This is a genomic window from Mesorhizobium sp. C264A (assembly GCF_040324515.1).
GTDB lineage: Bacteria > Pseudomonadota > Alphaproteobacteria > Rhizobiales > Rhizobiaceae > Mesorhizobium.
Window position 1 is genome coordinate 1,485,373 of sequence record NZ_JAMYVY010000002.1, and the last position, 20,582, is coordinate 1,505,954.

Consider the following 20,582-nt stretch of genomic DNA (forward strand, 5'->3'; position numbering starts at 1 on the left):
CGCGGCGATCCTTCGCGCCCCCCTCTGTCCTGCCGGACATCTCCCCCACGGGTGGGGAGATTGGCCGTCATCGCGGCTTTCGCCAATCTCCAAGGTTGAAGGATGGCGCGCTGTCGGCGAAGCTGCCGATCTCCCCCCGCGTGGGGAGATATCCGGTAGGACAGAGAGGGGGGCGCTGTCTCGCCGGCGCTAGAAAGGATACTCAACCCAATGAGCGAAGAGCTTCCAATCCTTAATCCGGTCGAAGCCCGTGTGCTCGGCTGCCTGATCGAGAAGAAGGAGCTGACGCCGGATGTCTATCCGCTGACGCTGAATGCAGCACTTGCAGCCGCCAACCAGAAGACGGCGCGCGAGCCTGTCATGGCGCTGGAGCAGACGGAGGTGCATCGGACTCTCAAGCTGCTCGAGCAGAAGGGGCTGGTGCGTCAGATGTTCGGCTCGCGCGTCGAGCGCTATGAGCATCAGATGGCGCAGCGCTTCTCGCTGACGACGCCGCAGACTGCGGTGATCGGCCTGCTTTTGCTGCGCGGGCCGCAGACGGCGCATGAGTTGCTGGCGCGAGCTGAGCGCATGGCGCGGTTTTCGTCCGTCGAGGACCTGCGTGGCGAACTCGACATGCTGATCGGCCGCCGCCCGCCGCTCGTCCAGGAAATACCGCGCGGGCCGGGGCAGCGCGAGGACCGTTTTATGCATCTGCTCGCAGGACCGGTGGACGTCGCGGCGTTATCGGTGCAGCGGAGCGCGCCGGCATTGCCTGCTTCCGACCTGGAAGCGAGATTGGAGGCTCTGGAGCAGGAAGTCGCAGCCCTTCGCGCCCGGCTTGATGCGCTGGGCGCCCAATAGTATCCGAGACGTCGGCGGGACAGCACCCCCTCTGGCCTGCCGGCCATCTCCCCCTCAAGTGGGGAGATCAGATGTCACGCCGGCCTTCGCCAATTACGAACGTCGAAAGAAGAGTGCCAGCTACCGAGCTTCCAATTTCCCCGGGAGATGCCCGGCAGGGCAGAGGGGGGCGCGAAGAATCGCTACCCCGGGCAAAATCGGCGGATCACCCCAGTTTCGCGTCGAGCGACACTTTGATGGCGCCGAGCGCCTTCGAAACCGGGCATTCGGCCTTGGCCTTCTCGGCCAATTCCTTGAACTTCGCCGCATCGATGCCCGGTACCTTGCCGATCAGGGTGATGGCGCTGCCGGTGATGCCGGTGCCGGGGACCAGCGTCACCACCGCCTTGGCGTCGAGTTCAGTGGCGGGCGTGCCGTTCTCGGCCAGGAAATGCGACAGCTGCATGGCGTAGCAGCCGGCGTGTGCCGCCGCGATCAACTCTTCGGGATTGGTGCCGGATTTGCCGCTCTCGTCCTCGAAGCGAGCCTTGAACGAATAGGGCGTGCCCTTCAAGGTGCCGCTCTGGCTGTCGAGCGTGCCCGTGCCCTCCTTCAGATTGCCTTTCCAGACGGCGTTTGCGTTGCGGTCCATAAAATTCTCCTTGATTACAGCGACAGCGCCGGCCACGCGGCGTTCCCTCCAACTATAGCGCGGCGGCAGGGGAAGACCACCGCGCTGTTTCGGCCGGATGCGACGCCGGCGTGCCCTGCAAATTTTTTCTGAAAAAATGTGCGTGCAAAAATGTCGGCTTGCATCGGCGCCGGGCGTCCTGCGGGCACCCACGGATTCTCGTGGGATGGAGATCCAAGATGAACAATCTGTTTTCTGCCCATTGGAACGATGCCGACAAAAGCGCGCGTCTACACGAGATCGAGTGCTCGCGATCTTCCGGCTTCGGCCGGCTGCTTGCTGCGGTCGCCGTGATCGGCATTGCCGTCTGCGTGCTCGACCACGCTGCTGCCGGCAGGGATGCCGCCGGCGCCGTGATCGCCTATGGGTCGTCACAGCAAGGGAGCTGGAAATGAAATATGTCTGTCTGGTCTACGGCGAGGAAAAGGACCTCCATGCAATGACGCCGGAGCGTCTGGCCAAGCTCGACGCCGATTCGATGGCCTATGACCGGTCATTGGACCAGCAAGGCAAGCTGATCATCGCGCAGGCGCTGCAATCGGTGAAGACGTCGAAGACGGTGCGGCGGCGCCAAGGCAAGCGGCTGATCACTGACGGTCCGTTTGCCGAAACCAAGGAGCAATTGCTCGGTTTCGTCATGATCGAGGCCGACGGTCTCGAACAGGCGCTGGCGATCGCAGGCGAGATTCCGCTGGCCGAAATCGGCACGATCGAGGTCAGGGCGATCTACGACGTGCCGGGGTCATAGGCGGCGGCGACGTCATGCAGGCCGGCGGATCATATCCGCCGCCTTCTCGGCGATCATCACCACTGGCGAGGCGGTGTTGCCGGAGACGATGCGCGGCATGATCGACGCGTCGATGATCCGCAGCCCCTCGATACCGGTCACGCGCAGGTCCGGGCTGACGACGGCGCGGTCATCGATGCCCATCCGGCAGGTGCCGACCGGGTGGAAGATGGTCGTGGCGATCGAGCCGATCTGGTGCAGCAGGTCCTCGTCCGACTGGTGGGCGAGACCAGGCAGGATTTCTTCCGGATGGAAGCCGGCAAGAGCCTTGGCGGTCATGATGCTGCGCGCCTGGCGCACCGAACGCAGCGCGATCTCGCGGTCGCGCGCCGTAGAGAGGTAGTTCAGCCGGATCTCCGGCTGCACGGCCAGCTCGCGCGTCGTAGCGTGCACCGAGCCGACGCTCTCGGGCCGCAGATTGCAGACCGACATGGTGATTGCCGGGAACGGGTGCAGCGGGTCGCCCAGCCGGTCGGTAGACAAGGGCTGGACGTGGTACTCCAGGTCCGGCGTCGCCATCGACGGATCGGATTTCGAGAACATGCCGAACTGGCTCGGCGCCATCGACATCGGTCCCGAGCGGCCAAAGGCATATTGCAGCGCGATCTTCGCCTTGCCGCTCAGGCTGTTGGCTAGCGTGTTGAGCGTCAGCGCCGCCGACACTTTATAGACGGTACGGATCTGCAGATGGTCCTGAAGGTTCTCGCCGACATTGGGGCTGGCGTGAACCACATCGATGCCGAGCGCGGCGAGGCGATCCGGCTCGCCGACCCCGGAAAGCTCCAGCAGTTTCGGCGTGTTGATCGAGCCGGCGGTCAGCAGCACCTCGCTGGCCTTTGCCTCGATGGCTTGGCCGCCGGCGCGGTAGCGGACGCCGATAGCACGCTTGCCCTCGAACAGCACCGTCTCTACATGCGCGTTGACGACCAGCCGAAGGTTGGGCCGCCGCAGCGCCGGGCGCAGGAATGCTTTGGCCGTGTTCCAGCGCACGCCCTTGCTCTGGTTTACTTCGAAGAAACCCGACCCCTCATTGTCGCCGTCATTGAAATCCTCGCGCGGCATGATGCCGAATTCCTTGGCCGCCTCCTGCACCGTGTTCAGGATCGGCCAGGCCAGGCGTTGCCGCGCCACTTTCCATTCGCCGCCGGAGCCATGCAGCTTGGTCTTGCCGCCATGATGGTCCTCGGATTTGAGGAAGTAGGGCAGCACATCGTCCCAGCCCCAGCCGACATTGCCCATCTGCCGCCAGCCATCGTAGTCCGCCGCCTGGCCGCGCATGTAGATCATGCCGTTGACCGAGGTGCAGCCGCCCAGCACCTTGCCGCGGGGATAGACCAGCGAGCGGCCGTTCAGGCCGGCTTCGGGGGCAGTCTTCATCATCCAGTCGGTGCGCGGATTGCCGATGCAATAGAGATAGCCGACCGGGATATGCACCCAGTGATAATTGTCGCTGCCGCCGGCCTCAAGCAGCAGCACGCGCGTCGCCGGGTTTTCGCTCAGCCGATTGGCCAGCACGCAGCCCGCCGTGCCTGCGCCGACGATGATGTAGTCGTAGTCGCCATCGAGCCGTTGGGTCATTGCGGTGGTTTACTCGGCGGTGTTCTACTCGGTTCTGCCGCCTGTTCGGCCCAGAACGATCGCAGCGTATCGGCAAGGCCGCAATAGGCGCGATAACGCCTGTTGTAATGGTCCTGCATGGCCGGGTTCGGACGGTAGGTGGCGCTTGACCGGGTCATGGCGTCAACGCCGGCCTCGTAGTCGGCGAACAGGCCGGCCGCGACCCCGGCGCCGATCGCCGCACCAAGTGCGCCGGTCTCGCGTGCTTCAGGGACGGTGATCGGCACGCCAAGCCCGTCGGCGAAGATCTGCGGCCAGTGCTCGCTGCGCGAACCGCCGCCGGACAGGACCGCTTTGTCGAAGCTGACACCGGCGTCCTTCAGAACATTGATGTGGCGCCGGTGCTCGAACATCACGCCCTCGAACAGCGCGCGCAGCATATGGCCTTCCCTATGCCAGCCGGCGAGGCCGTAGAAGCCGGCGCGGAACTCCGCCCCTTGTCCCGACCCGTAGAGAAACGGGTGGAACATCGGATCGTCCCAGGTTGGCGTCACCGCGCCGACAGCCGCGTTGCAGTGGCCGAACGGATCGTCATGATGGGCACCGCGCTCGATGCGAAGTCGGCGTTATCGCCAAGCGGTTGCACCATCAGATGCCCGTGACGAGCGACCTGAACCCAGGACGTCCGATCTCGGCGTCTGGATGATTAGGGGGCCAGCTCTGTTTTCTCATCAGATACAATTCTTGCGTGTTGAAGCAACGCCGGAGTTCTCCTATCGTCGCCGCAATTTTCGGGGGAATTCGACATGCCTTTCCTGATTGCTATTCTCGGCGTGCTGGGAGCCGGGGCGTTCTGGTGGTATCGCATGAAGGCCATGAACGAAGCCGCGCGCGAGGTCGCCGACGTCGTCGGCCGCGTCCAGGGCAACATAAGGCGCAAGAAGCTGCGCAAGCAGGCGGCGCTGTCGCCGCTGACGGCGATCGACGATCCGGTGGTGGCGGCGGCAACGCTGATCACCGCACTGGCAGCGGAGCACGGCCCGATCCTGCCGAAGCGTGAAACGGTCATCCGCGAGGTGATCTCGCAGATTGCGGACAACCAGAAGAAGACCGATGAAGCCGTCGTCTACGCCAAATGGGCCGCGGCGCAGATCGACGACACGACGATCGTCATCGACAAGCTGGCGCCCTTCCTGCGCGAGCGCCTCGATCCGCATGAGCGCGAAGACCTGCTGCAGATGCTGGATCGTGTTGCCAAGAGCGGCGAGCAGAGTTTCAAGGTCGCCGACCAACGCATGCTGCGACTGCGGCAGAAGCTGGGGTTTGAGGTCAACTGAGAAACAGCCCGGGCGCATGTCATTCTGGATAGCGAGCGTGGTAGGATCGGCTGCCGCTTACCTTATCGGCTCTACGCCTGCCGGCTACCTGGCGGGGAAACTGCTTAAGGGCATCGATATCCGGGAGCACGGCTCCAAGTCCACCGGTGCGACAAATGTATTGCGCACACTCGGGAAATGGCCAGCATTGGTGGTGCTTCTGGTGGACGTGCTGAAAGGGGCGGCAGCGGTCATCTTTGCCCGTTGGTTTTGTTTCTGGTCTTCCGCAACGCCGCCGTCGGCAATATCTGATATGCCCGTTTGGGCTCCTTGGGTTGTATGCCTGGCCGGACTCGCTGTTTTGCTTGGGCATAGCCGTTCGATCTGGCTGAATTTCACCGGCGGCAAATCGGCTGCGACGGGGTTGGGTGTTTTGTTGGCGATGTCCTGGCCTGTGGGTCTAGGCGCGGCGACGGCATTTGCCGTGGTGTTGGCAGTTTCCCGAATTGTGTCCCTGAGTTCGATGCTGGCGGCGCTCACCGCGATCGCCCTCGTCGGCGGCATGGAACAACCATTGCCCTACCGGTTGCTGGTCATCGCCGGCGGCATCTACGTGATCGTGCGCCACCGCGCCAACATTGCGCGGCTGATGTCAGGAGCCGAGCCGCGTCTATGACAAAGCGGCACTCATTCCCGGCCTAAATCGCCTCACCCTTGAGCAGCCGTGGTGTGCCGTTGGACAACCCCGACGCCTGGCGGATGAAGAACTCCTTCAGCCTGGGCATCCGTTCGACAAGGCCGAGGCCTATGTCGCGGAGCTGGCGCAGCGGGCCGATGTCGTTGGAAAACAGCCGGTTCAGCACATCTGTGGTGACGCCCATCTGCACCGTGTCGAAGCGGCGCCATTGCTGGTAGCGCTCGAGCACGTCGAGCGCGCCGATATCCTGTCCCAAGCGATCGGCCTCGACCACCACTTCAGCAAGGGCCGCCACATCCTTGAAGCCGAGATTGAGGCCCTGGCCGGCGATCGGGTGGATGCCGTGCGCGGCGTCGCCGGCAAGCGCGATGCGCGGGGCGACAAAGGCGCGCGCGATGGTCAGGCCGAGCGGCCAGGCGCGCGGCTTGTCGGTGACGCGGATTTCGCCGAGCTTCAGGCCGAAGCGCAATTCAAGCTCCTGCTCGAAGACGAGGTCGTCGCCCGAGACCAGCTTTTCGGCATCCTCGGAACGTTCGACCCAGACCAGCGACGAACGGTTGGTGCCGTCCTCGGTCGGCTTGAGCGGCAGCGTTGCAAACGGGCCGGCCGGCAGAAAATGCTCTTCGGCGCGGCCATTGTGCGGGCGCTCATGCGCCACCGTGCAGACGATGCCGGACTGGCCATATTCCCATTTCACCGTCTTGATGCCGGCCATGTCGCGCAATTTGGAATTGACGCCGTCGGCGGCGACCAGCAGCCGCGCCTCAATCGCCGCGCCGTCGGCCAGATGCACGGTGATGCCGGCGCCATTGCCGTCGAACGATGCGACCGCGACACCTTCGATGATGTCGATGCCGAGCTTTTGCGCGCGGCGGCGCAAGGCGCTGTTCAGGTCCTTGTTGGCGACCATGTGGGCGAACGGTTCGCCCGGCGCGACCTCGCCATCGAAGGTGAGAAACACCGGACGCACCGGATCGGCGGTGCGCGAATCGGTGACGATCATCTCGGTGATCGCCTGCGATTGCCCGACGATTTCCTGCCAGACGCCGAGCTGGTCGAGCATGCGGCAGGCGGCGGCGGCGATCGCCGAGGCGCGGCGGTCCTTCTGCCAGACGCCGGCGGGGGCAGCATCAACGACCGCCACGGCGAGGCCCGGCCGCGCCTGTTTCAGCGACACGGCGGCGGCGAGGCCGACATAGCCGGCGCCAGCGACCAGCACGTCGAGCGGGGTTTTTGCGTCCGGGTTGCGGTTCGCCATGTCAATTCCTTTCGAAGTCTCGACCATCCCCGCCCACTGGGGCATTCCGGCCTTGACTGCCCGCCATTCCTGTCGGAAACCGCCATAGCATCTTACGGCGAGGTCACGAAGCATGACGGCGGCCATGGACGAGCTTCTCAGCATTCTCGACCTCGAGCAGCTGGAACACAATCTGTACCGTGGTCGCAGCCCCAAGCTCGACTGGCAGCGCGTTTTCGGCGGCCAGACCATCGCCCAGGCGCTGGTCGCCGCGCAGCGCACCGTCGAGCCCGAGCGCCACGTGCATTCGCTGCACGGCTATTTCATGCGGCCCGGCGACACCAAGGTGCCGATCGTCTACGAGGTCGACCGCATCCGCGATGGCGGCTCCTTCACCACGCGGCGCGTGGTGGCGATCCAGCACGGCCAGGCGATCTTTTCGCTGGAAGCCTCGTTCCAGCAGGACGAGGTTGGCCTTGAGCATCAGCTGCCGATGCCGCGCGACGTGCCGCCGCCCGACAGCCTGTTGTCGCAGCGCGAATTGCTGGGCAAGTTCGGCGAGGCGGTGCCGGACGGCATCAAGCGCTACTGGGAGCGTGACCGGCCGATCGAGATGAAGCCGGTGATGCTGAAGCATTACACCAGCCGCGAAAAGCTGGAGCCGCAGCAGAACATCTGGATCCGCACCACCGGCCCGGTGCCGGCCGACCGCGGCATCCAGGCGGCGGTGCTTGCTTACCTCTCCGACATGACGCTGCTCGACACCTCGACCTTTGCGCACGGCCGCGCCATTTTCGACCGCGACATCCAGGCGGCGAGCCTCGACCATGCGATGTGGTTCCATCGCAGCCATCCGCTCGATGACTGGATCCTGTACACGCAGGACAGCCCGTCGACGCAGGGGTCGCGCGGCTTCACCCGCGGCTCGCTGTTTGCCCGCGACGGCACCCTGATCGCCTCGGTTGCCCAGGAAGGCCTGATCCGGCTGAAGCGGCCGCCTGCGGAATAGGCATTTTCGAAAAATTGCCTACTTTTTAATCAGTGACTGTCCGTTGACAGTGCGCACCGTGGCGCCGGGACTCGAGCGATCCGTTTATTTACAATGAGTTAACACCCTGCTTCCGCAACTGGCACGGAGCTTGAATCCTGTTGGGCACTCTCCGGGCTTTTTGGGATCGGTGAAGGTGTGCAAACGCGGGGGACCGCAACAGCAAAGGGTGAAACCTTATGAAAATCGTGATGGCAATCATCAAGCCGTTCAAGCTCGACGAGGTGCGCGAAGCGCTCACCGCCGTCGGCATCCAGGGCCTGACCGTCACCGAAGTCAAAGGCTACGGGCGTCAGAAGGGACACACGGAAATCTATCGCGGGGCGGAATACGCGGTCAGTTTCCTGCCGAAAATCAAGATCGAAGTCGCGGTTAGCACAGACCTGGTCGACAAGGCCGTCGAAGCCATCACGGCGGCGGCCAAGACCGGCCAGATCGGCGACGGCAAGATCTTCGTCTTCGGCATCGATCAGGCGGTGCGCATCCGTACCGGCGAAACAGACACCGACGCACTTTGAGCGGCGAACACGTATTCCAATGGAGAGTTCAATGAATATACCTTCCACCTTGAAGTCAGTGGCGCGCTCCGCGCTGCTGGGCTCCTTAGCGCTCGGAGCATTGGGCACGGTTGCTGCCTTCGCGCAGGAGGCGGCTCCCGCCGTCGCGGCGGCAGCGCCAGCAGCGCCGGCTTTTACCGTCGACAAGGGCGACACCACGTGGATGATGATTTCCACCGTGCTGGTGCTGTTGATGACCATTCCCGGCCTTGCGCTTTTCTACGGCGGCCTGGTTCGTACCAAGAACATGCTGTCGGTGCTGATGCAGGTCTTCACCATCACCAGCGTGGTCATGATCATCTGGGTCTTCTACGGCTACAGCCTCGCCTTCACCCCGGGCAACGCCTTCGTCGGCGGCCTTTCGAAGATGTTTCTCTCCGGCGTCAACGTATCAACGCTTTCGGAAACCTTCAGCAAGGGCGTCGCCATTCCTGAACTGGTGTTCGTCGTCTTCCAGATGACCTTCGCCTGCATCACGCCCGCCCTGATCGTCGGCGCATTCGCCGAACGCGTCAAATTCTCCGCCTTGATCCTTTTCGTTATCCTATGGGTGACGTTAATCTACTTCCCGATCGCGCACATGGTCTGGTTCTGGGGCGGCCCGAGCGCCTATGCCGACCCGTCCGGCCTGATCTTCAGCTTCGGCGCCATCGACTTCGCCGGCGGCACGGTCGTTCACATCAATGCGGGCATTGCCGGTCTCGTCGGCGCGCTGATGATCGGCAAGCGCATCGGCTACAAGAAGGACATCATGGCGCCGCACTCGATGACGCTGACCATGGTCGGCGCTTCATTGCTGTGGGTCGGCTGGTTCGGCTTCAACGCCGGTTCGAACCTCGAAGCGAACGCCTATGCGGTGCTGGCGATGATCAACACCTTCGTCGCCACGGCGGCGGCGGCAGTGGCCTGGATCGTGCTTGAATCGCTGCTGCGCGGCAAAGCCTCCATGCTCGGCGCTGTTTCGGGCGCGGTCACCGGCCTCGTCGCGATTACGCCGGCTGCAGGTTTTGCCGGCCCGATGGGCGCTATCGTGCTTGGCATCGTTGCCACCTTCGTCTGCTACTTCTTCGTCTCGGTGGTGAAGAACACGTTCGACTATGATGACAGCCTCGATGTCTTCGGCGTCCACTGCGTCGGTGGCATCATCGGTGCGCTAGGCACTGGCATTCTGGTCAATCCCGCCCTCGGCGGCGCCGGCATCGTCGACTATTCGACGGCCGACTTCGCCGCCGGCTATGCCGGCACGGCCACGCAGCTCCTGGCGCAGGGCAAAGGCGTCCTGGTAACCCTGCTGTGGTCGGGCATCGGCAGCGCAATCCTCTACAAGGTCGTCGACTTGATCATCGGTCTGCGTCCGACAGCCGACGCCGAGCGCGAAGGCCTCGACCTGACTTCGCATGGCGAAGCGGCCTACCACTCGTAAGCCTTGCGGGGCGGCTCGGCCGCCCCGCATTCTCCCATCCCGTCGTGACGCTCCCGAAAGGAGTTCACGCTTTGAGGCCCGGGTCATTCCGGGCCTCTCTTTTTGGCAACCGTGCTGGCAGGCCTCGGTCCCTGCGCAATCACGTTCTAGTGATGGCCGCCGGCGGGGAGACGTCGACCGGATTGGTTCTGAACTGTTGAGACTGCCTACAGTGGAGTGAGCAAGATCCGTGGCTCTGGGTGCGTATAGTTAATGCGGCCTTAACCTTCCCCCGATAGTCTGACATCCGAATCTGCCGGAGTGCGTCATGCGCCCGGCCAGTCCATGACAGACGGGGAACGAAGCATGCGTTCAGGGGCTTCAGCACCGCTCGCGCTGACCGATACGGGGCACGGCATCCAGGCATTCGCGCGGCGCCAGGTCGGGCGGCTGGTCGGCGCCGGCCTGTTTGCGCTGGTCGCCTTTGGCGTCGCGGCGCTGGCGACCTGGAACGTCGCCGATCCCAGCTTCTCGCACGCCACCGCCAACATCGTCACCAACGCCATGGGTTATGCGGGCGCGGTATTCTCCGACCTCGCCATGCAGTTCTTCGGCCTTGCCGCGGTCGCCGCCCTGGTGCCGGCGGTGATCTGGGGCTTTCTCCTGTTTTCGGCGCGCGGCGTCGACAGGCTGCCGAAGCGCGGCCTTGCGTGGTTCGGCTTCGCGCTGCTCGCGGCGGCGATGGCCGGCTGCGTGGTGCCGCCCAAGACGTGGCCGTTGCCGACCGGCCTCGGCGGTGTGTTCGGCGACATGGTGCTCAATATTCCGGGCGTGGTCATTGGCGGCTACCCGACCGGCATCGTTGCCAGCATCATTGCCATGGTGCTCATTGCGCCGGCGCTGTGGCTGTTTGCCTATGGCTCGGCGCTGATTGCGCGCAAGAACGGCTTTGCCGTCATGGAGCGCACCGCGGAGCCCGATCCCCGAGAGGACGATCTGCTCTTCGACGAAGACGAGGACGAGGGCGACGAGGGGATACTGGCGCTCGGCGCCGTTACCCACTGGTGGCTGTCTTTCCGCGCCTGGATGCATCGCCGGGCTGTGCGCCGCCAGCAGGAGCGCGACGAGTTCGAGCCGGAGATGGAGCAGCGCTCCACCGCATGGCGCCGCGCCGCCGAACGGGTCGAATCGGCGGAATTCGCCGAAGCGCGGATGAGCCCGGATGGCCGCGCCCGCGTCGAGCCGGAATTCTTCGCCGCCATGGTCAATGACCGCAGCGTTTCCGTCGATCCGGACGATGACGACGTCCTCGATGCCGGTTTCGACAATGGCGACGAGGAGGTCGAACTCGACGACGAGCCGGTCCAGCGCCGTGCCGCGCCGAACGCCAAGGTGCAAAACTTCCGGTCAGATGCGGCGACCCGCGTCGCCGCACCTGCGCCGCGTCCCGCTCCCGGCGCGCGCGTCCAGCGCGAGGCGCAGACCTCGCTGATCGGCTCGGAAACATTCGAAATGCCGTCGCTGCATTTCCTGTCGGAGCCGAAGAACGTGGTGCGCGACGCCAGCCTGTCCAAGGACGCGCTGGAGCAGAATGCGCGCCTGCTCGAAGGCGTTCTGGAGGATTTCGGCGTCAAGGGCGAGATTATCGCGGTACGGCCCGGCCCGGTGGTCACGCTCTATGAACTGGAACCGGCGCCCGGCATCAAATCGTCGCGCGTCATCGGCCTGTCCGACGACATCGCCCGCTCGATGAGCGCCATTGCCTGCCGCGTCGCCGTGGTGCCCGGCCGCAACGCCATCGGCATCGAATTGCCGAATGCCAAGCGCGAGACCGTCTATCTCCGGGAGATCCTGGCCAGCCGCGATTTCGAGACGACCAAGTCCAAGCTGGCGCTGGCGCTGGGCAAGACCATCAATGGCGAGGCGGTGATCGTCGACATCGCCAAGATGCCGCATGTGCTGGTCGCCGGCACCACCGGCTCCGGCAAGTCCGTCGCCATCAACACCATGATCCTGTCGCTGCTCTACAAGCTGACGCCGCAGGACTGCCGGCTGATCATGATCGACCCGAAGATGCTGGAACTTTCGGTCTATGACGGCATCCCGCACCTTCTGACGCCGGTGGTCACCGACCCGAAGAAGGCGGTGGTGGCGTTGAAATGGACGGTGCGCGAGATGGAGGACCGCTACCGCAAGATGTCCAAGGTCGGCGTGCGCAACATCGACGGCTTCAACGCGCGCGTGCAGTTGGCTGAAAAGAAGGGCGAAAAAATCTCGCGCACCGTGCAGACCGGCTTCGACCGCCAGACCGGCGAGGCGATCTACGAGACCGAGAACCTCGATCTCGAGCCAATGCCCTACATAGTGGTCATCATCGACGAGATGGCCGATTTGATGATGGTCGCCGGCAAGGACATCGAAGGCGCGGTGCAGCGCCTGGCACAAATGGCGCGCGCGGCCGGCATCCATGTCATCATGGCGACGCAGCGTCCGTCGGTCGACGTCATCACCGGCACCATCAAGGCCAATTTCCCGACCCGTATCTCCTTCCAGGTGACGTCGAAGATCGACAGCCGCACCATTCTGGGCGAGCAGGGCGCCGAGCAGCTGCTCGGCATGGGCGACATGCTGTACATGGCCGGAGGCGGCCGCATCCAGCGCGTGCACGGCCCGTTCGTCGCCGACGACGAGGTCGAGAAGATCGTCGCCCATCTGAAGCTGCAGGGCGTGCCCGAATATCTCGACGCCATCACCGAGGATGACGGCGAGGACGATGACGAGCCGTCGGGCAAGGGCGGCGCTGGCGGTGGCGGCAACAGCAATTTCGAGGATTCCGACGATCCCTACGACCAGGCGGTCTCGGTCGTGCTGCGCGACGGCAAGGCGTCGACCAGCTATATCCAGCGCCGGCTCGGCATCGGCTACAACCGCGCCGCCTCGATCATCGAGAAGATGGAGAAGGAAGGCATTGTCGGCCCGGCCAACCATGCCGGCAAACGCGAAATCCTGGTGCCGACCGAGGACGACAAGTTCTGATCAGCCGATACGGCCCGGCGGCAACCTTGAACCTTTTGGCGCGTTACAGCGACTGAGCGCTGTCCGGCCCGCCAAACTTAAGTCTAACTGGGGGTCCACGGACTGCAACGAGACACACACCACACGAGAGTGACCGGCATGAAAAACGATCTTTCCGCGATCAGCGATTTCGCTCCAAACCGTCGCCAGTTGCTCGGCCTTGGCCTGATGCTTGCCGGCGCCGCGGCCATCAACGTCGTGCCGGGGTTCCAGCTCCTGGCCTCGGCGCAGGCGGCGGTGCCGCCGACGGCGCAAAAGATCGCCGACCATTTCTCCTCGGTCAAATCGATGAGCGGCGAGTTCGTCCAGTTCGGCCCCAACAACCAGCAGACCGGCGGCAAGTTCTTCCTTGAGCGGCCAGGCAAGATTCGCTTCAACTATGACGGCAAGTCGAATTTCCGGGTGATTTCCGACGGCAAGTCGGTGGTCATCCTCAACAAGCGGCTGAAAACGTCCGATCTCTATCCGTTGTCGAAGACGCCGCTGAAGCTGTTGCTCGACACCAAGATCGACCTCTCGGGGGGCCGCGTGAAATCGATCAAGGAAGAGAGCGACCTCACCACCATCCAGCTTGCCGACAAGTCGGTGTTCGGCAATTCGAAGATCACTATGATGTTCGATCCGAAATCCTATGATCTGCGCCAGTGGACCATCACCGACGCGCAGGGCAAGGACACCACGGTGATGATCTACAACACCAAGGAAGGCGTCAGCTTCCCTGCGGACACCTTTGCCATCGACTATGCGGCGAACCGCGAGCTGAACACCAACCAGCGCTAGATGCGGTGAGGCCGGCCTGCCAATGGCGATCTCCTGCGCTTCCGGTGCTCACGTGGTTTAAGTACGCTCCGCTCCGGTTCTCGGAGACCGCCATTCGACTCGGCCTGACCTGAATCAGAGCCGCCGCCCGCAAAGGCTGGCTTGTGTTTGTGGCGCTAGGCTGGCAGTAGATCGGCGACCTTGTTCGGACCGCCGCATGCCCTTCTCCATCGCCACCTGGAACATCAACTCCGTGCGCCTGCGCATGCCGATCGTCGAGCGGCTGCTGACGGAGCAGGCGCCCGATGTGCTTTGCCTGCAGGAGACGAAGGTTCCCGACGAGCTGTTTCCGGAAAAGGCGTTCCGCAAGGCCGGCTACGAGCACATCGCATTCCATGGCCAGAAGGGCTATCACGGCGTTGCGACGGTGGCGCGGCGGCCGATCGAGATTGTCGAGAAACGGCGCTTCTGCGAGATCGATGACAGCCGGCATCTGTCGGTCAAGGTGCAGGCCGGCGGCAAGGCAATCCTGGTCCACAATTTCTACGTGCCGGCCGGCGGCGACGAGCCCGATCCGGAGATCAACCGCAAGTTCCGCCACAAGCTCGATTTCGTTGCCGAGATGAACGCCATCCGCGCCGCGCATGACGAGGTGTCGGCCTCGATCCTGGTCGGCGACCTCAACATCGCTCCGCAGGAGCACGATGTCTGGTCGCACAAGCAATTGCTCAACGTCGTCAGCCACACGCCGGTCGAGACGCAAAATTTCGACGCGATGCGGATCGCCGGCGACTGGGTCGACCTGATGCGGCTCGACGTGCCGCCAGAGCAGAAGCTCTACACCTGGTGGAGCTATCGCGCGCGGGACTGGGAAGCCTCGAACCGCGGCCGCCGGCTCGACCATGTCTGGTCGTCACCGAACCTGGTGCCGAGCTTTGCCGGCTATGAGATCCTGCGAGAGGCGCGTGGCTGGGAGCGGCCCTCGGACCATGTGCCGGTGATTGCGCGGTTCGACCTGGATTAGGCGGGCCGATATTCAGGTGAGGCCGGCCTGCAAATGGCCGATACCTGCGCTTCCGGTGCTCGCGTACTTTGAGTACGCTCCGCTCCGGTTCTCGGTATCAGCCATTTTCGACTCGGCCTGACCTGAATCTCGACACACCCAAGCGTGAGCGCGGTCGCGGGGACCTACCCGCCAAACCTTGGGGCCAGCTTCTCGATGCGGGCGATCATGGCCTGGAAATCATCGAGGATGCGCTGGTGCAGTTTCACCGCCACCTCGGGATATTCCTCCAGGATGCGGCGAAACATCTTGCGGCTCAACCTTATCACTTCCGAATCGGTCTCGGCCGAGGCGCTGGTCAGCCGTCTTGAGTCGGCGATCAGCGCCAGTTCGCTGAGGATCGTGCCGGGGCCGGCGGTGCCGATCGGGATGCGGTCGCCATCATGCTCCCGGTAGAGCACGATGCGGCCACTGACCACGATATAGGCCGAGTCGGCTTCGTCATCCTCGCGGTACAGCTTGCGGTCGGCCTGCAGATGGGTGGCTTCGGCGCCGAAGGCGAGCAGGCGCAGCTGTTCCTGCGTGAAACCCTCAAAGAGCTTCACGGCGGACAGGATGCGGATGTCGTCATCCAGCGCCATCTCTAGCTGCGTCCCCGAACGGTCAGTCCAATCCCTCCCTTAGAGCGCCGCGCGTCCAATTGAACGCGCAAAGGACGCTCTAACACTTCAATCTGCGCAGCGGGCCGATCCAGGCTCCCCCAGCCGGATCCTCCCCGAAACAGTCCCGCCCCGACCGCCTATTGAACAATGAAAAGTTTAAGGAACCAGCTTGTAGCCGCCGCTTTCTGTCACAAGAATTTCAGCATTGGAAGGATCGCGCTCGATCTTCTGGCGCAGCCGGTAGACGTGAGTTTCGAGCGTGTGCGTGGTGACGCCGGAATTGTAGCCCCACACTTCCTCAAGCAGGACGTCGCGCGTGACCACCTTCTGGTCGGCTCGATAGAGATATTTGATGATCGAGGCTTCCTTCTCGGTCAGCCGCACCTTGCCGCCGCGCTGGTCGATCAGAAGCTTCTGGCTGGGCTTGAACGTGTAGGGCCCGACCGAAAAGGTGGCGTCCTCGCTCTGCTCGTGCTGGCGCAGTTGTGCGCGTATGCGGGCGAGCAGCACGGCGAAGCGGAACGGCTTGGTGACATAGTCGTTGGCGCCCGCCTCGAGGCCCAGAATCGTGTCGGAATCGGTATCGTGGCCGGTCAGCATGATGATCGGCGCCTTGTAGCCGCCCTTGCGCAGGATCTTCACCGCCTCGCGGCCATCCATGTCGGGCAGCCCGACATCCATGATGAGTAGGTCGATGAGCCCGCCGCGCGCCGCGGCGACGCCTTTGGCGGCGGTCGCTTCCTGCAAGACGTCGAATTCTTCGTAAAGGGCCAGTTGCTCGACGAGGGTTCCGCGCAGGTCGTCATCGTCGTCAACGATCAGAATGGTACGTGATGTCATGGATCAATCCATTGTTTTGAAAAGAATTTTCAGTTGACCGCCCCCCATTTATGCGGAAGCTGACCGGCGCAACAGTCCGATCACAGTGATTTGTTCCGTGACACGATCATACAAGAAAAAACGCGATCGCAATGCAGCCGGCGCAATTTTGCCGAAAGGGCTGCGTGTGCTGGTGGTTCGGGCGAGGCCGGGCAACCCCAGCCAGGGGATATTGCAGGCCGGCAGCAAGGTGTTTGCCTGCGCGCTCGGACGCGGCGGCATCTCAGCCAACAAGCGCGAAGGCGACGGTGCGACGCCGCTTGGCGAGATGCGGATTTTGTCAGGATATTTTCGGGGCGATCATTTCGCGGCCGGCCGCAAAACCCGGCTGGCGATGGCGCCGATCGGCGCCGATCTCGGCTGGTGCGAGGTGCCGGACGACCGCAACTACAACCGGCCGGTGAAAATCCCCTATGGCGCCAGCCATGAGCGAATGCGGCGCGACGACCGCCTCTATGACGCCTGCCTGGTGCTCGACTGGAACATGGCGCCGCGCCGGCGCGGCCGTGGCAGCGCCATCTTCTTCCATCTGGCGCGCCCAGGCTTCACACCGACGCAAGGCTGCGTGGCGGTGACAGCGCGGACAATGGCGCGGCTGTTGCCGCTGGTGTCGGACCGGACGGTGGTGAGGGTGGTGAGGTAGGGAGTAGGGAGTAGGGAGTAGGGAGTAGGGAGTAGGGAGTAGGGAGTAGGGAGTAGGGAGTAGGGAGTAGGGAGTAGGATGGTCTCGGCGTCGTTTCAATCCTTCACTACTCACTACTCACTACTCACCATTGCCTAACGCCTTCTCGGCTTCTGCCACCCAGTGTCCAGCAATCCAAGCCGGCCGAGTTCCCGGTCCACGGCCCGCGTCACGTCCTTGCGCTGCGCGCCGACGTCGCGCAACTGGCGATCCGACAGATCCTCCACGTCCTGGCGCGGCAGGTTGATGGCGACTTTCGCCTGGCGAAGCCAGTCCGTTACGGCATGCAACCAGTTCGAGCGAGCTGCTGGCGAGTTCAAAACGAAGATGGACATGATGCGCTCCCGTGTTCCGCCGGATATCAAATCCGGCTTGATGGTGTTTCGATGGATGCATCATGCCGCATTGAAATCCATGAGAGAAACGAGTAGTTCTTTTCAGATCGTCAAGTTTTATTTGAGGATACGTTGATGTCCCGTCTGTTGCCCGGAACGCGCGCGCTGAGGACTCTGGAAGCCGCCGCCCGCCACCTCAATTTCACCCGCGCTGCCGACGAGCTCGGGCTGACGCCGGCGGCGGTCAGCCACCAGATCAAGGAAATCGAGGATCAGCTCGGGCTGGTGCTGTTCACGCGAACCAGTCGTACCATCCGGTTGACCGAGGCAGGTACGGTGCTGTTCGAGGCCTCGATCGATGCGCTCGACCTGCTCAACCGGGCGGTGTCGCGGGCGCGCAAGCTGACGCGCGGCACGGCATTGCTGAAGGTAACGCTCGACGCGCAGTTCGCGTCAAAATGGCTGATGCGGCGCGTCGACGATTTTCGCAAACTTCAGCCCAGTATCGAGCTGAGGTTCGACATCGGCTACGAAGTGCGCGATTTCGAACTCGACGACGTCGATGTCGGCATCCGGTTCGGGGTCGGCAAGTATCCGGGGCTTCGCGCCCATCGCCTGTTCGACAACATCCTCATTCCGGTGTGCAGCCCGAGCCTGCTGACCTCCGGCCCGTCGCTGCGCGAACCGCGCGACCTCTTCAACCACACGCTTGCCCATATCGAATGGTCGCGCCAAGGCGTGACATGGCCGAACTGGCGCATGTGGATGGCGGCGGCCGGCATCAACGATTTCGACGACAGCCGGACTATCGTGTTTGGAACCTCTACCGATGCCGTGCAGGCGGCGCTCGACGGCAATGCCGTGGCGCTCGCCGAGTTCGCCATGGTGGCAAACGACCTTTCCCAGGGAAGGCTGGTGCAGCCCTTTGAACTCGGTCTGCGCGTGGGGCCGGAGTTCGGCTACTTCCTGGTCTATCCCGAGAGCACTGCCAACGATCCGCGCATCATCGCTTTCCGCGAATGGATCCTCGACGAAGTCGCCAGGACGCAGACCTGACGACTTCTGCAGGCCTCAGCCGGCGACCGGCGTCCCGAACCAGCCGATCACCGCGCCGATGATCAACAGCACGCCGAGCCAGTGGCCGCCGTCGATCAGGGTCAGGTCCCAGCCGAAATTCTCATAGCTATGGTTGGCCGTCAGCGTCGTGGCGACGAAACCCAGCCAGAGGACGAAGCCGAAGACCAGCCCTGCGACAAGGACCGGCTCGCCGCCCGTCATCGCGCCGACGACCAAGGCCAAGACCAGCGCCATGATCAGCTCGGCGATGAAGGAGATGATGAAGGGCAATATTGATTTCTTTGACGTTGACGGATCGATCCTGGCCGCCCTCATCCAAGGCTTGCTGAGGACCGTGTACCAGACCGCGCCAAACAGCCACGCCGCGACGGCCGCGACAACCACCGCCAGCCAGTTCACCACTGAAAAATCCATAAAGTCCTCCCCTCAAGCATGCAGCCCAAAGCCTGACGGTTCTGGGATAACGACATGCGTATTCTTCAAATCAATGCGCGATGGAACGCCTGTTCGGCAATGCCGTCAAGCGAAGCGCCACACCGTGGTGCGCTTGACAAGGGCGTCCTCCAGCGCCCGCGTCACCGCCACTTCGTAGACGGCGAGCGGCTCCAGTCCCGCCTTCGGCATGTAGGAGCGGCCCGGATCGCCGACGAGGATGTCAGCGCCGCGCGCCTTCAGTGTCGAAAACCACGGCATCAGCGTGTCGGCGAAGGATTTGTCGTAGAAGACGTCGCCCGCCAGTACCACGTCCCAGCCGGCGTCGGTGCCGATGCAGTCCGTGCCGCAAAAGTCGATGGCAACGCCATTGGCCTCTGCGTTGAGGCGGATCGCCGTTTCGCAGAACGGGTCGATGTCGGCGGCGATCACGTGCGCCGCACCCGCCTTGGCGGCGGCGATGGCGACAAGGCCGGAGCCGGAGGCGAAGTCGAGCACGCGTTTGCCCCGCACATCCGACGGATTGTCCAGCACGTAGCGGGCAAGGCCCTGACCGCCGGCCCAGGCAAAGGCCCAGAACGGTGGCGGCAGGCCGATTTCGATCAGCTCGTTCTCCGTGCGCTGCCAGAGGTCATGCGCTTCGTCGGCCAGATTGAGGACAATCTCCGGCACATGCGGCGGCGACATAAGCGCCGTGTTGTCGAGAATGAACTTTTTCGCGCTGTTCGGCGTAAGGACCGTCACGGAGCCGGCGTCAGGCCGCCCATGCGGCAGACTTCCTTCCATTCGGCCGGCGTCACCGGCTGTACGGAAAGCCGTCCAAGCCGCACCAGCGCCATCTCGGCAAGCTTCGGATTGGCCTTGACCTGCTCCAGCGTCGGCGGGTTCGGCACGTCCTTGAAGGCGCGGATGTCGACGCATTCCCAGCGCGGATCGTCGGTGGTGCTGTCGGGATGGGCAAGCCCGCAGACTTCGGCAATGCCGACGACGTTCAGCCCTTCATTGGAGTGATAGAAGAAGCCGAGATCGCCGATCTGCATCGCCTTCATGTTGTTGCGCGCTGCATAGTTGCGCACGCCGTCCCACTGCGTGCCGGCCTTGCCCTTGGCCTTCAGCGCCTCGAAGGAGAAGACCGAAGGTTCGGATTTGAACAGCCAGTAGTTCATGTCTTTGCTCCAACTACTATTTTTTGCGCAATTCCGGACGGAAAACCGTTACACAATTTTCCTGGGATCGCTCTAGGCGCCGCCGGAACTAACTAGCCGCCGGCTTGTTGAAGGTCCAGTTCCACTGGCGGATTTCGACACTTTCGAACAGCCCGGCCTTGGCATAGGGGTCGGCAGCCGACAGCGCCTGCGCACCGGCGAGGTCGGGCGCTTCCACGACGACGAGGCTGCCATTGGGCTTGCCCTCGGCGTCGAGGAACGGGCCGGCAAAGGCCAGTTTGTTGTCGGCGTTCAGGCGTTCGAGAAAGGCGACGTGGACCGGCCGCGTATCGACCCGCACCTGCAGGCTGCCCGGCTTGTCCTTGCAAATCAACGCAAACAGCATGTTAAACTCCGGT

The 20,582-nt window shown here is 63.5% G+C and carries 23 protein-coding genes and 1 pseudogene; 13 read left to right on the plus strand and 11 right to left on the minus strand.

Translation table 11 applies throughout. The features are described from left to right. Positions 1-210: 210 nt before the first annotated feature. Entirely contained in the window at positions 211-843 is a 633-nt protein-coding gene (locus tag NKL04_RS26300; RefSeq protein ID WP_023702373.1) for a YceH family protein, read from the plus strand. A 205-nt stretch (positions 844-1,048) separates the two neighbouring features. On the opposite strand, the gene NKL04_RS26305 is transcribed toward NKL04_RS26300, so the two are convergent. Beyond that, the gene (locus tag NKL04_RS26305; protein WP_023702374.1) at positions 1,049-1,474 is read right to left on the minus strand and encodes an OsmC family protein; all 426 of its coding nucleotides are present in this window, start codon (positions 1,472-1,474) and stop codon (positions 1,049-1,051) included. Positions 1,475-1,692: 218 nt separating this feature from the next. Between NKL04_RS26305 and NKL04_RS26310 the strand changes: the two genes are divergently transcribed. Continuing rightward, a complete protein-coding gene (locus tag NKL04_RS26310) occupies positions 1,693-1,908 on the plus strand; it encodes a hypothetical protein (protein ID WP_023702375.1) in 216 nt (71 codons plus the stop codon). Next, on the plus strand, positions 1,905-2,261 hold the full coding sequence (locus NKL04_RS26315) for a YciI family protein (protein ID WP_023687715.1): 357 nt from the start codon (positions 1,905-1,907) through the stop codon (positions 2,259-2,261). The genes NKL04_RS26310 and NKL04_RS26315 overlap by 4 nt, the downstream gene beginning before the upstream one ends. A gap of 12 nt (positions 2,262-2,273) precedes the next feature. On the opposite strand, the gene NKL04_RS26320 is transcribed toward NKL04_RS26315, so the two are convergent. Then, positions 2,274-3,878 carry a GMC family oxidoreductase gene (locus NKL04_RS26320; RefSeq protein ID WP_023702376.1) on the minus strand — a complete coding sequence of 535 codons (1,605 nt, stop codon included), beginning with the start codon at positions 3,876-3,878 and terminating at the stop codon, positions 2,274-2,276. Then, positions 3,875-4,465 (minus strand): annotated as a pseudogene (locus NKL04_RS26325) (FGGY-family carbohydrate kinase); the annotation flags it as partial. The gene NKL04_RS26320 and the pseudogene NKL04_RS26325, both read right to left, overlap by 4 nt. Positions 4,466-4,663: 198 nt before the next feature. Here NKL04_RS26325 and NKL04_RS26330 point away from each other — a divergent pair. Next, entirely contained in the window at positions 4,664-5,194 is a 531-nt protein-coding gene (locus tag NKL04_RS26330; RefSeq protein WP_023670503.1) for a hypothetical protein, read from the plus strand. Between the two features lie 16 nt (positions 5,195-5,210). Then, complete coding sequence (gene plsY, locus NKL04_RS26335; RefSeq protein ID WP_023670502.1) at positions 5,211-5,849, plus strand: glycerol-3-phosphate 1-O-acyltransferase PlsY; 639 nt, start codon at positions 5,211-5,213, stop codon at positions 5,847-5,849. A 22-nt stretch (positions 5,850-5,871) separates the two neighbouring features. On the opposite strand, the gene NKL04_RS26340 is transcribed toward plsY, so the two are convergent. After that, on the minus strand, positions 5,872-7,128 hold the full coding sequence (locus tag NKL04_RS26340; RefSeq protein WP_023726060.1) for a ubiquinone biosynthesis hydroxylase: 1,257 nt from the start codon (positions 7,126-7,128) through the stop codon (positions 5,872-5,874). A gap of 112 nt (positions 7,129-7,240) precedes the next feature. On the opposite strand from NKL04_RS26340, the gene tesB reads away from it, so the two are divergent. The 6 genes from tesB to xth all read left to right on the plus strand — a co-directional run bounded on the left by tesB (position 7,241) and on the right by xth (position 14,972). Continuing rightward, positions 7,241-8,116, plus strand: coding sequence for an acyl-CoA thioesterase II (tesB, locus tag NKL04_RS26345; protein ID WP_023687727.1), 876 nt, complete (start codon positions 7,241-7,243; stop codon positions 8,114-8,116). Positions 8,117-8,334: 218 nt separating this feature from the next. Continuing rightward, entirely contained in the window at positions 8,335-8,673 is a 339-nt protein-coding gene (locus tag NKL04_RS26350) for a P-II family nitrogen regulator (protein ID WP_023670499.1), read from the plus strand. 13 nt (positions 8,674-8,686) lie between these two features. Further along, the gene (locus NKL04_RS26355) at positions 8,687-10,135 is read left to right on the plus strand and encodes an ammonium transporter (RefSeq protein ID WP_373420142.1); all 1,449 of its coding nucleotides are present in this window, start codon (positions 8,687-8,689) and stop codon (positions 10,133-10,135) included. Positions 10,136-10,480: 345 nt separating this feature from the next. Continuing rightward, complete coding sequence (locus tag NKL04_RS26360; RefSeq protein WP_023670497.1) at positions 10,481-13,150, plus strand: DNA translocase FtsK; 2,670 nt, start codon at positions 10,481-10,483, stop codon at positions 13,148-13,150. 138 nt (positions 13,151-13,288) lie between these two features. Continuing rightward, on the plus strand, positions 13,289-13,969 hold the full coding sequence (locus NKL04_RS26365) for an outer-membrane lipoprotein carrier protein LolA (protein ID WP_023670496.1): 681 nt from the start codon (positions 13,289-13,291) through the stop codon (positions 13,967-13,969). 196 nt (positions 13,970-14,165) lie between these two features. Beyond that, positions 14,166-14,972, plus strand: a complete 807-nt coding sequence (xth, locus tag NKL04_RS26370; RefSeq protein ID WP_023670495.1) for an exodeoxyribonuclease III — start codon at positions 14,166-14,168, stop codon at positions 14,970-14,972. Positions 14,973-15,136: 164 nt separating this feature from the next. Here the strand turns inward: xth and NKL04_RS26375 are convergent, their stop codons facing one another. Further along, entirely contained in the window at positions 15,137-15,592 is a 456-nt protein-coding gene (locus NKL04_RS26375) for a cyclic nucleotide-binding domain-containing protein (RefSeq protein WP_023670494.1), read from the minus strand. Positions 15,593-15,769: 177 nt separating this feature from the next. Next, on the minus strand, positions 15,770-16,453 hold the full coding sequence (locus NKL04_RS26380; protein ID WP_023670493.1) for a response regulator transcription factor: 684 nt from the start codon (positions 16,451-16,453) through the stop codon (positions 15,770-15,772). A 145-nt stretch (positions 16,454-16,598) separates the two neighbouring features. Between NKL04_RS26380 and NKL04_RS26385 the strand changes: the two genes are divergently transcribed. Then, positions 16,599-17,135: a L,D-transpeptidase family protein gene (locus tag NKL04_RS26385; protein ID WP_196813612.1), complete on the plus strand. Its 537-nt coding sequence runs from the start codon at positions 16,599-16,601 to the stop codon at positions 17,133-17,135. A gap of 134 nt (positions 17,136-17,269) precedes the next feature. Here the strand turns inward: NKL04_RS26385 and NKL04_RS26390 are convergent, their stop codons facing one another. After that, a complete protein-coding gene (locus NKL04_RS26390) occupies positions 17,270-17,509 on the minus strand; it encodes a hypothetical protein (RefSeq protein ID WP_023670491.1) in 240 nt (79 codons plus the stop codon). A gap of 135 nt (positions 17,510-17,644) precedes the next feature. On the opposite strand from NKL04_RS26390, the gene gcvA reads away from it, so the two are divergent. Next, positions 17,645-18,565, plus strand: coding sequence for a transcriptional regulator GcvA (gene gcvA, locus NKL04_RS26395; protein ID WP_023702380.1), 921 nt, complete (start codon positions 17,645-17,647; stop codon positions 18,563-18,565). 15 nt (positions 18,566-18,580) lie between these two features. Here gcvA and NKL04_RS26400 read toward each other — a convergent pair whose 3' ends face one another. The 4 genes from NKL04_RS26400 to NKL04_RS26415 form a co-directional block, all read right to left on the minus strand. Next, the gene (locus tag NKL04_RS26400; protein WP_023702381.1) at positions 18,581-19,000 is read right to left on the minus strand and encodes a DUF1761 domain-containing protein; all 420 of its coding nucleotides are present in this window, start codon (positions 18,998-19,000) and stop codon (positions 18,581-18,583) included. Between the two features lie 105 nt (positions 19,001-19,105). Beyond that, positions 19,106-19,804 (minus strand): class I SAM-dependent methyltransferase, encoded by a 699-nt coding sequence (locus NKL04_RS26405; protein WP_023702382.1) that lies wholly within the window; start codon positions 19,802-19,804, stop codon positions 19,106-19,108. Further along, a complete protein-coding gene (locus NKL04_RS26410; RefSeq protein WP_023683904.1) occupies positions 19,759-20,184 on the minus strand; it encodes an EVE domain-containing protein in 426 nt (141 codons plus the stop codon). Before NKL04_RS26410 ends, NKL04_RS26405 begins: the two co-directional genes overlap by 46 nt. A gap of 88 nt (positions 20,185-20,272) precedes the next feature. After that, positions 20,273-20,569, minus strand: a complete 297-nt coding sequence (locus NKL04_RS26415) for a YciI-like protein (protein WP_023687732.1) — start codon at positions 20,567-20,569, stop codon at positions 20,273-20,275. Positions 20,570-20,582 lie beyond the last annotated feature (13 nt).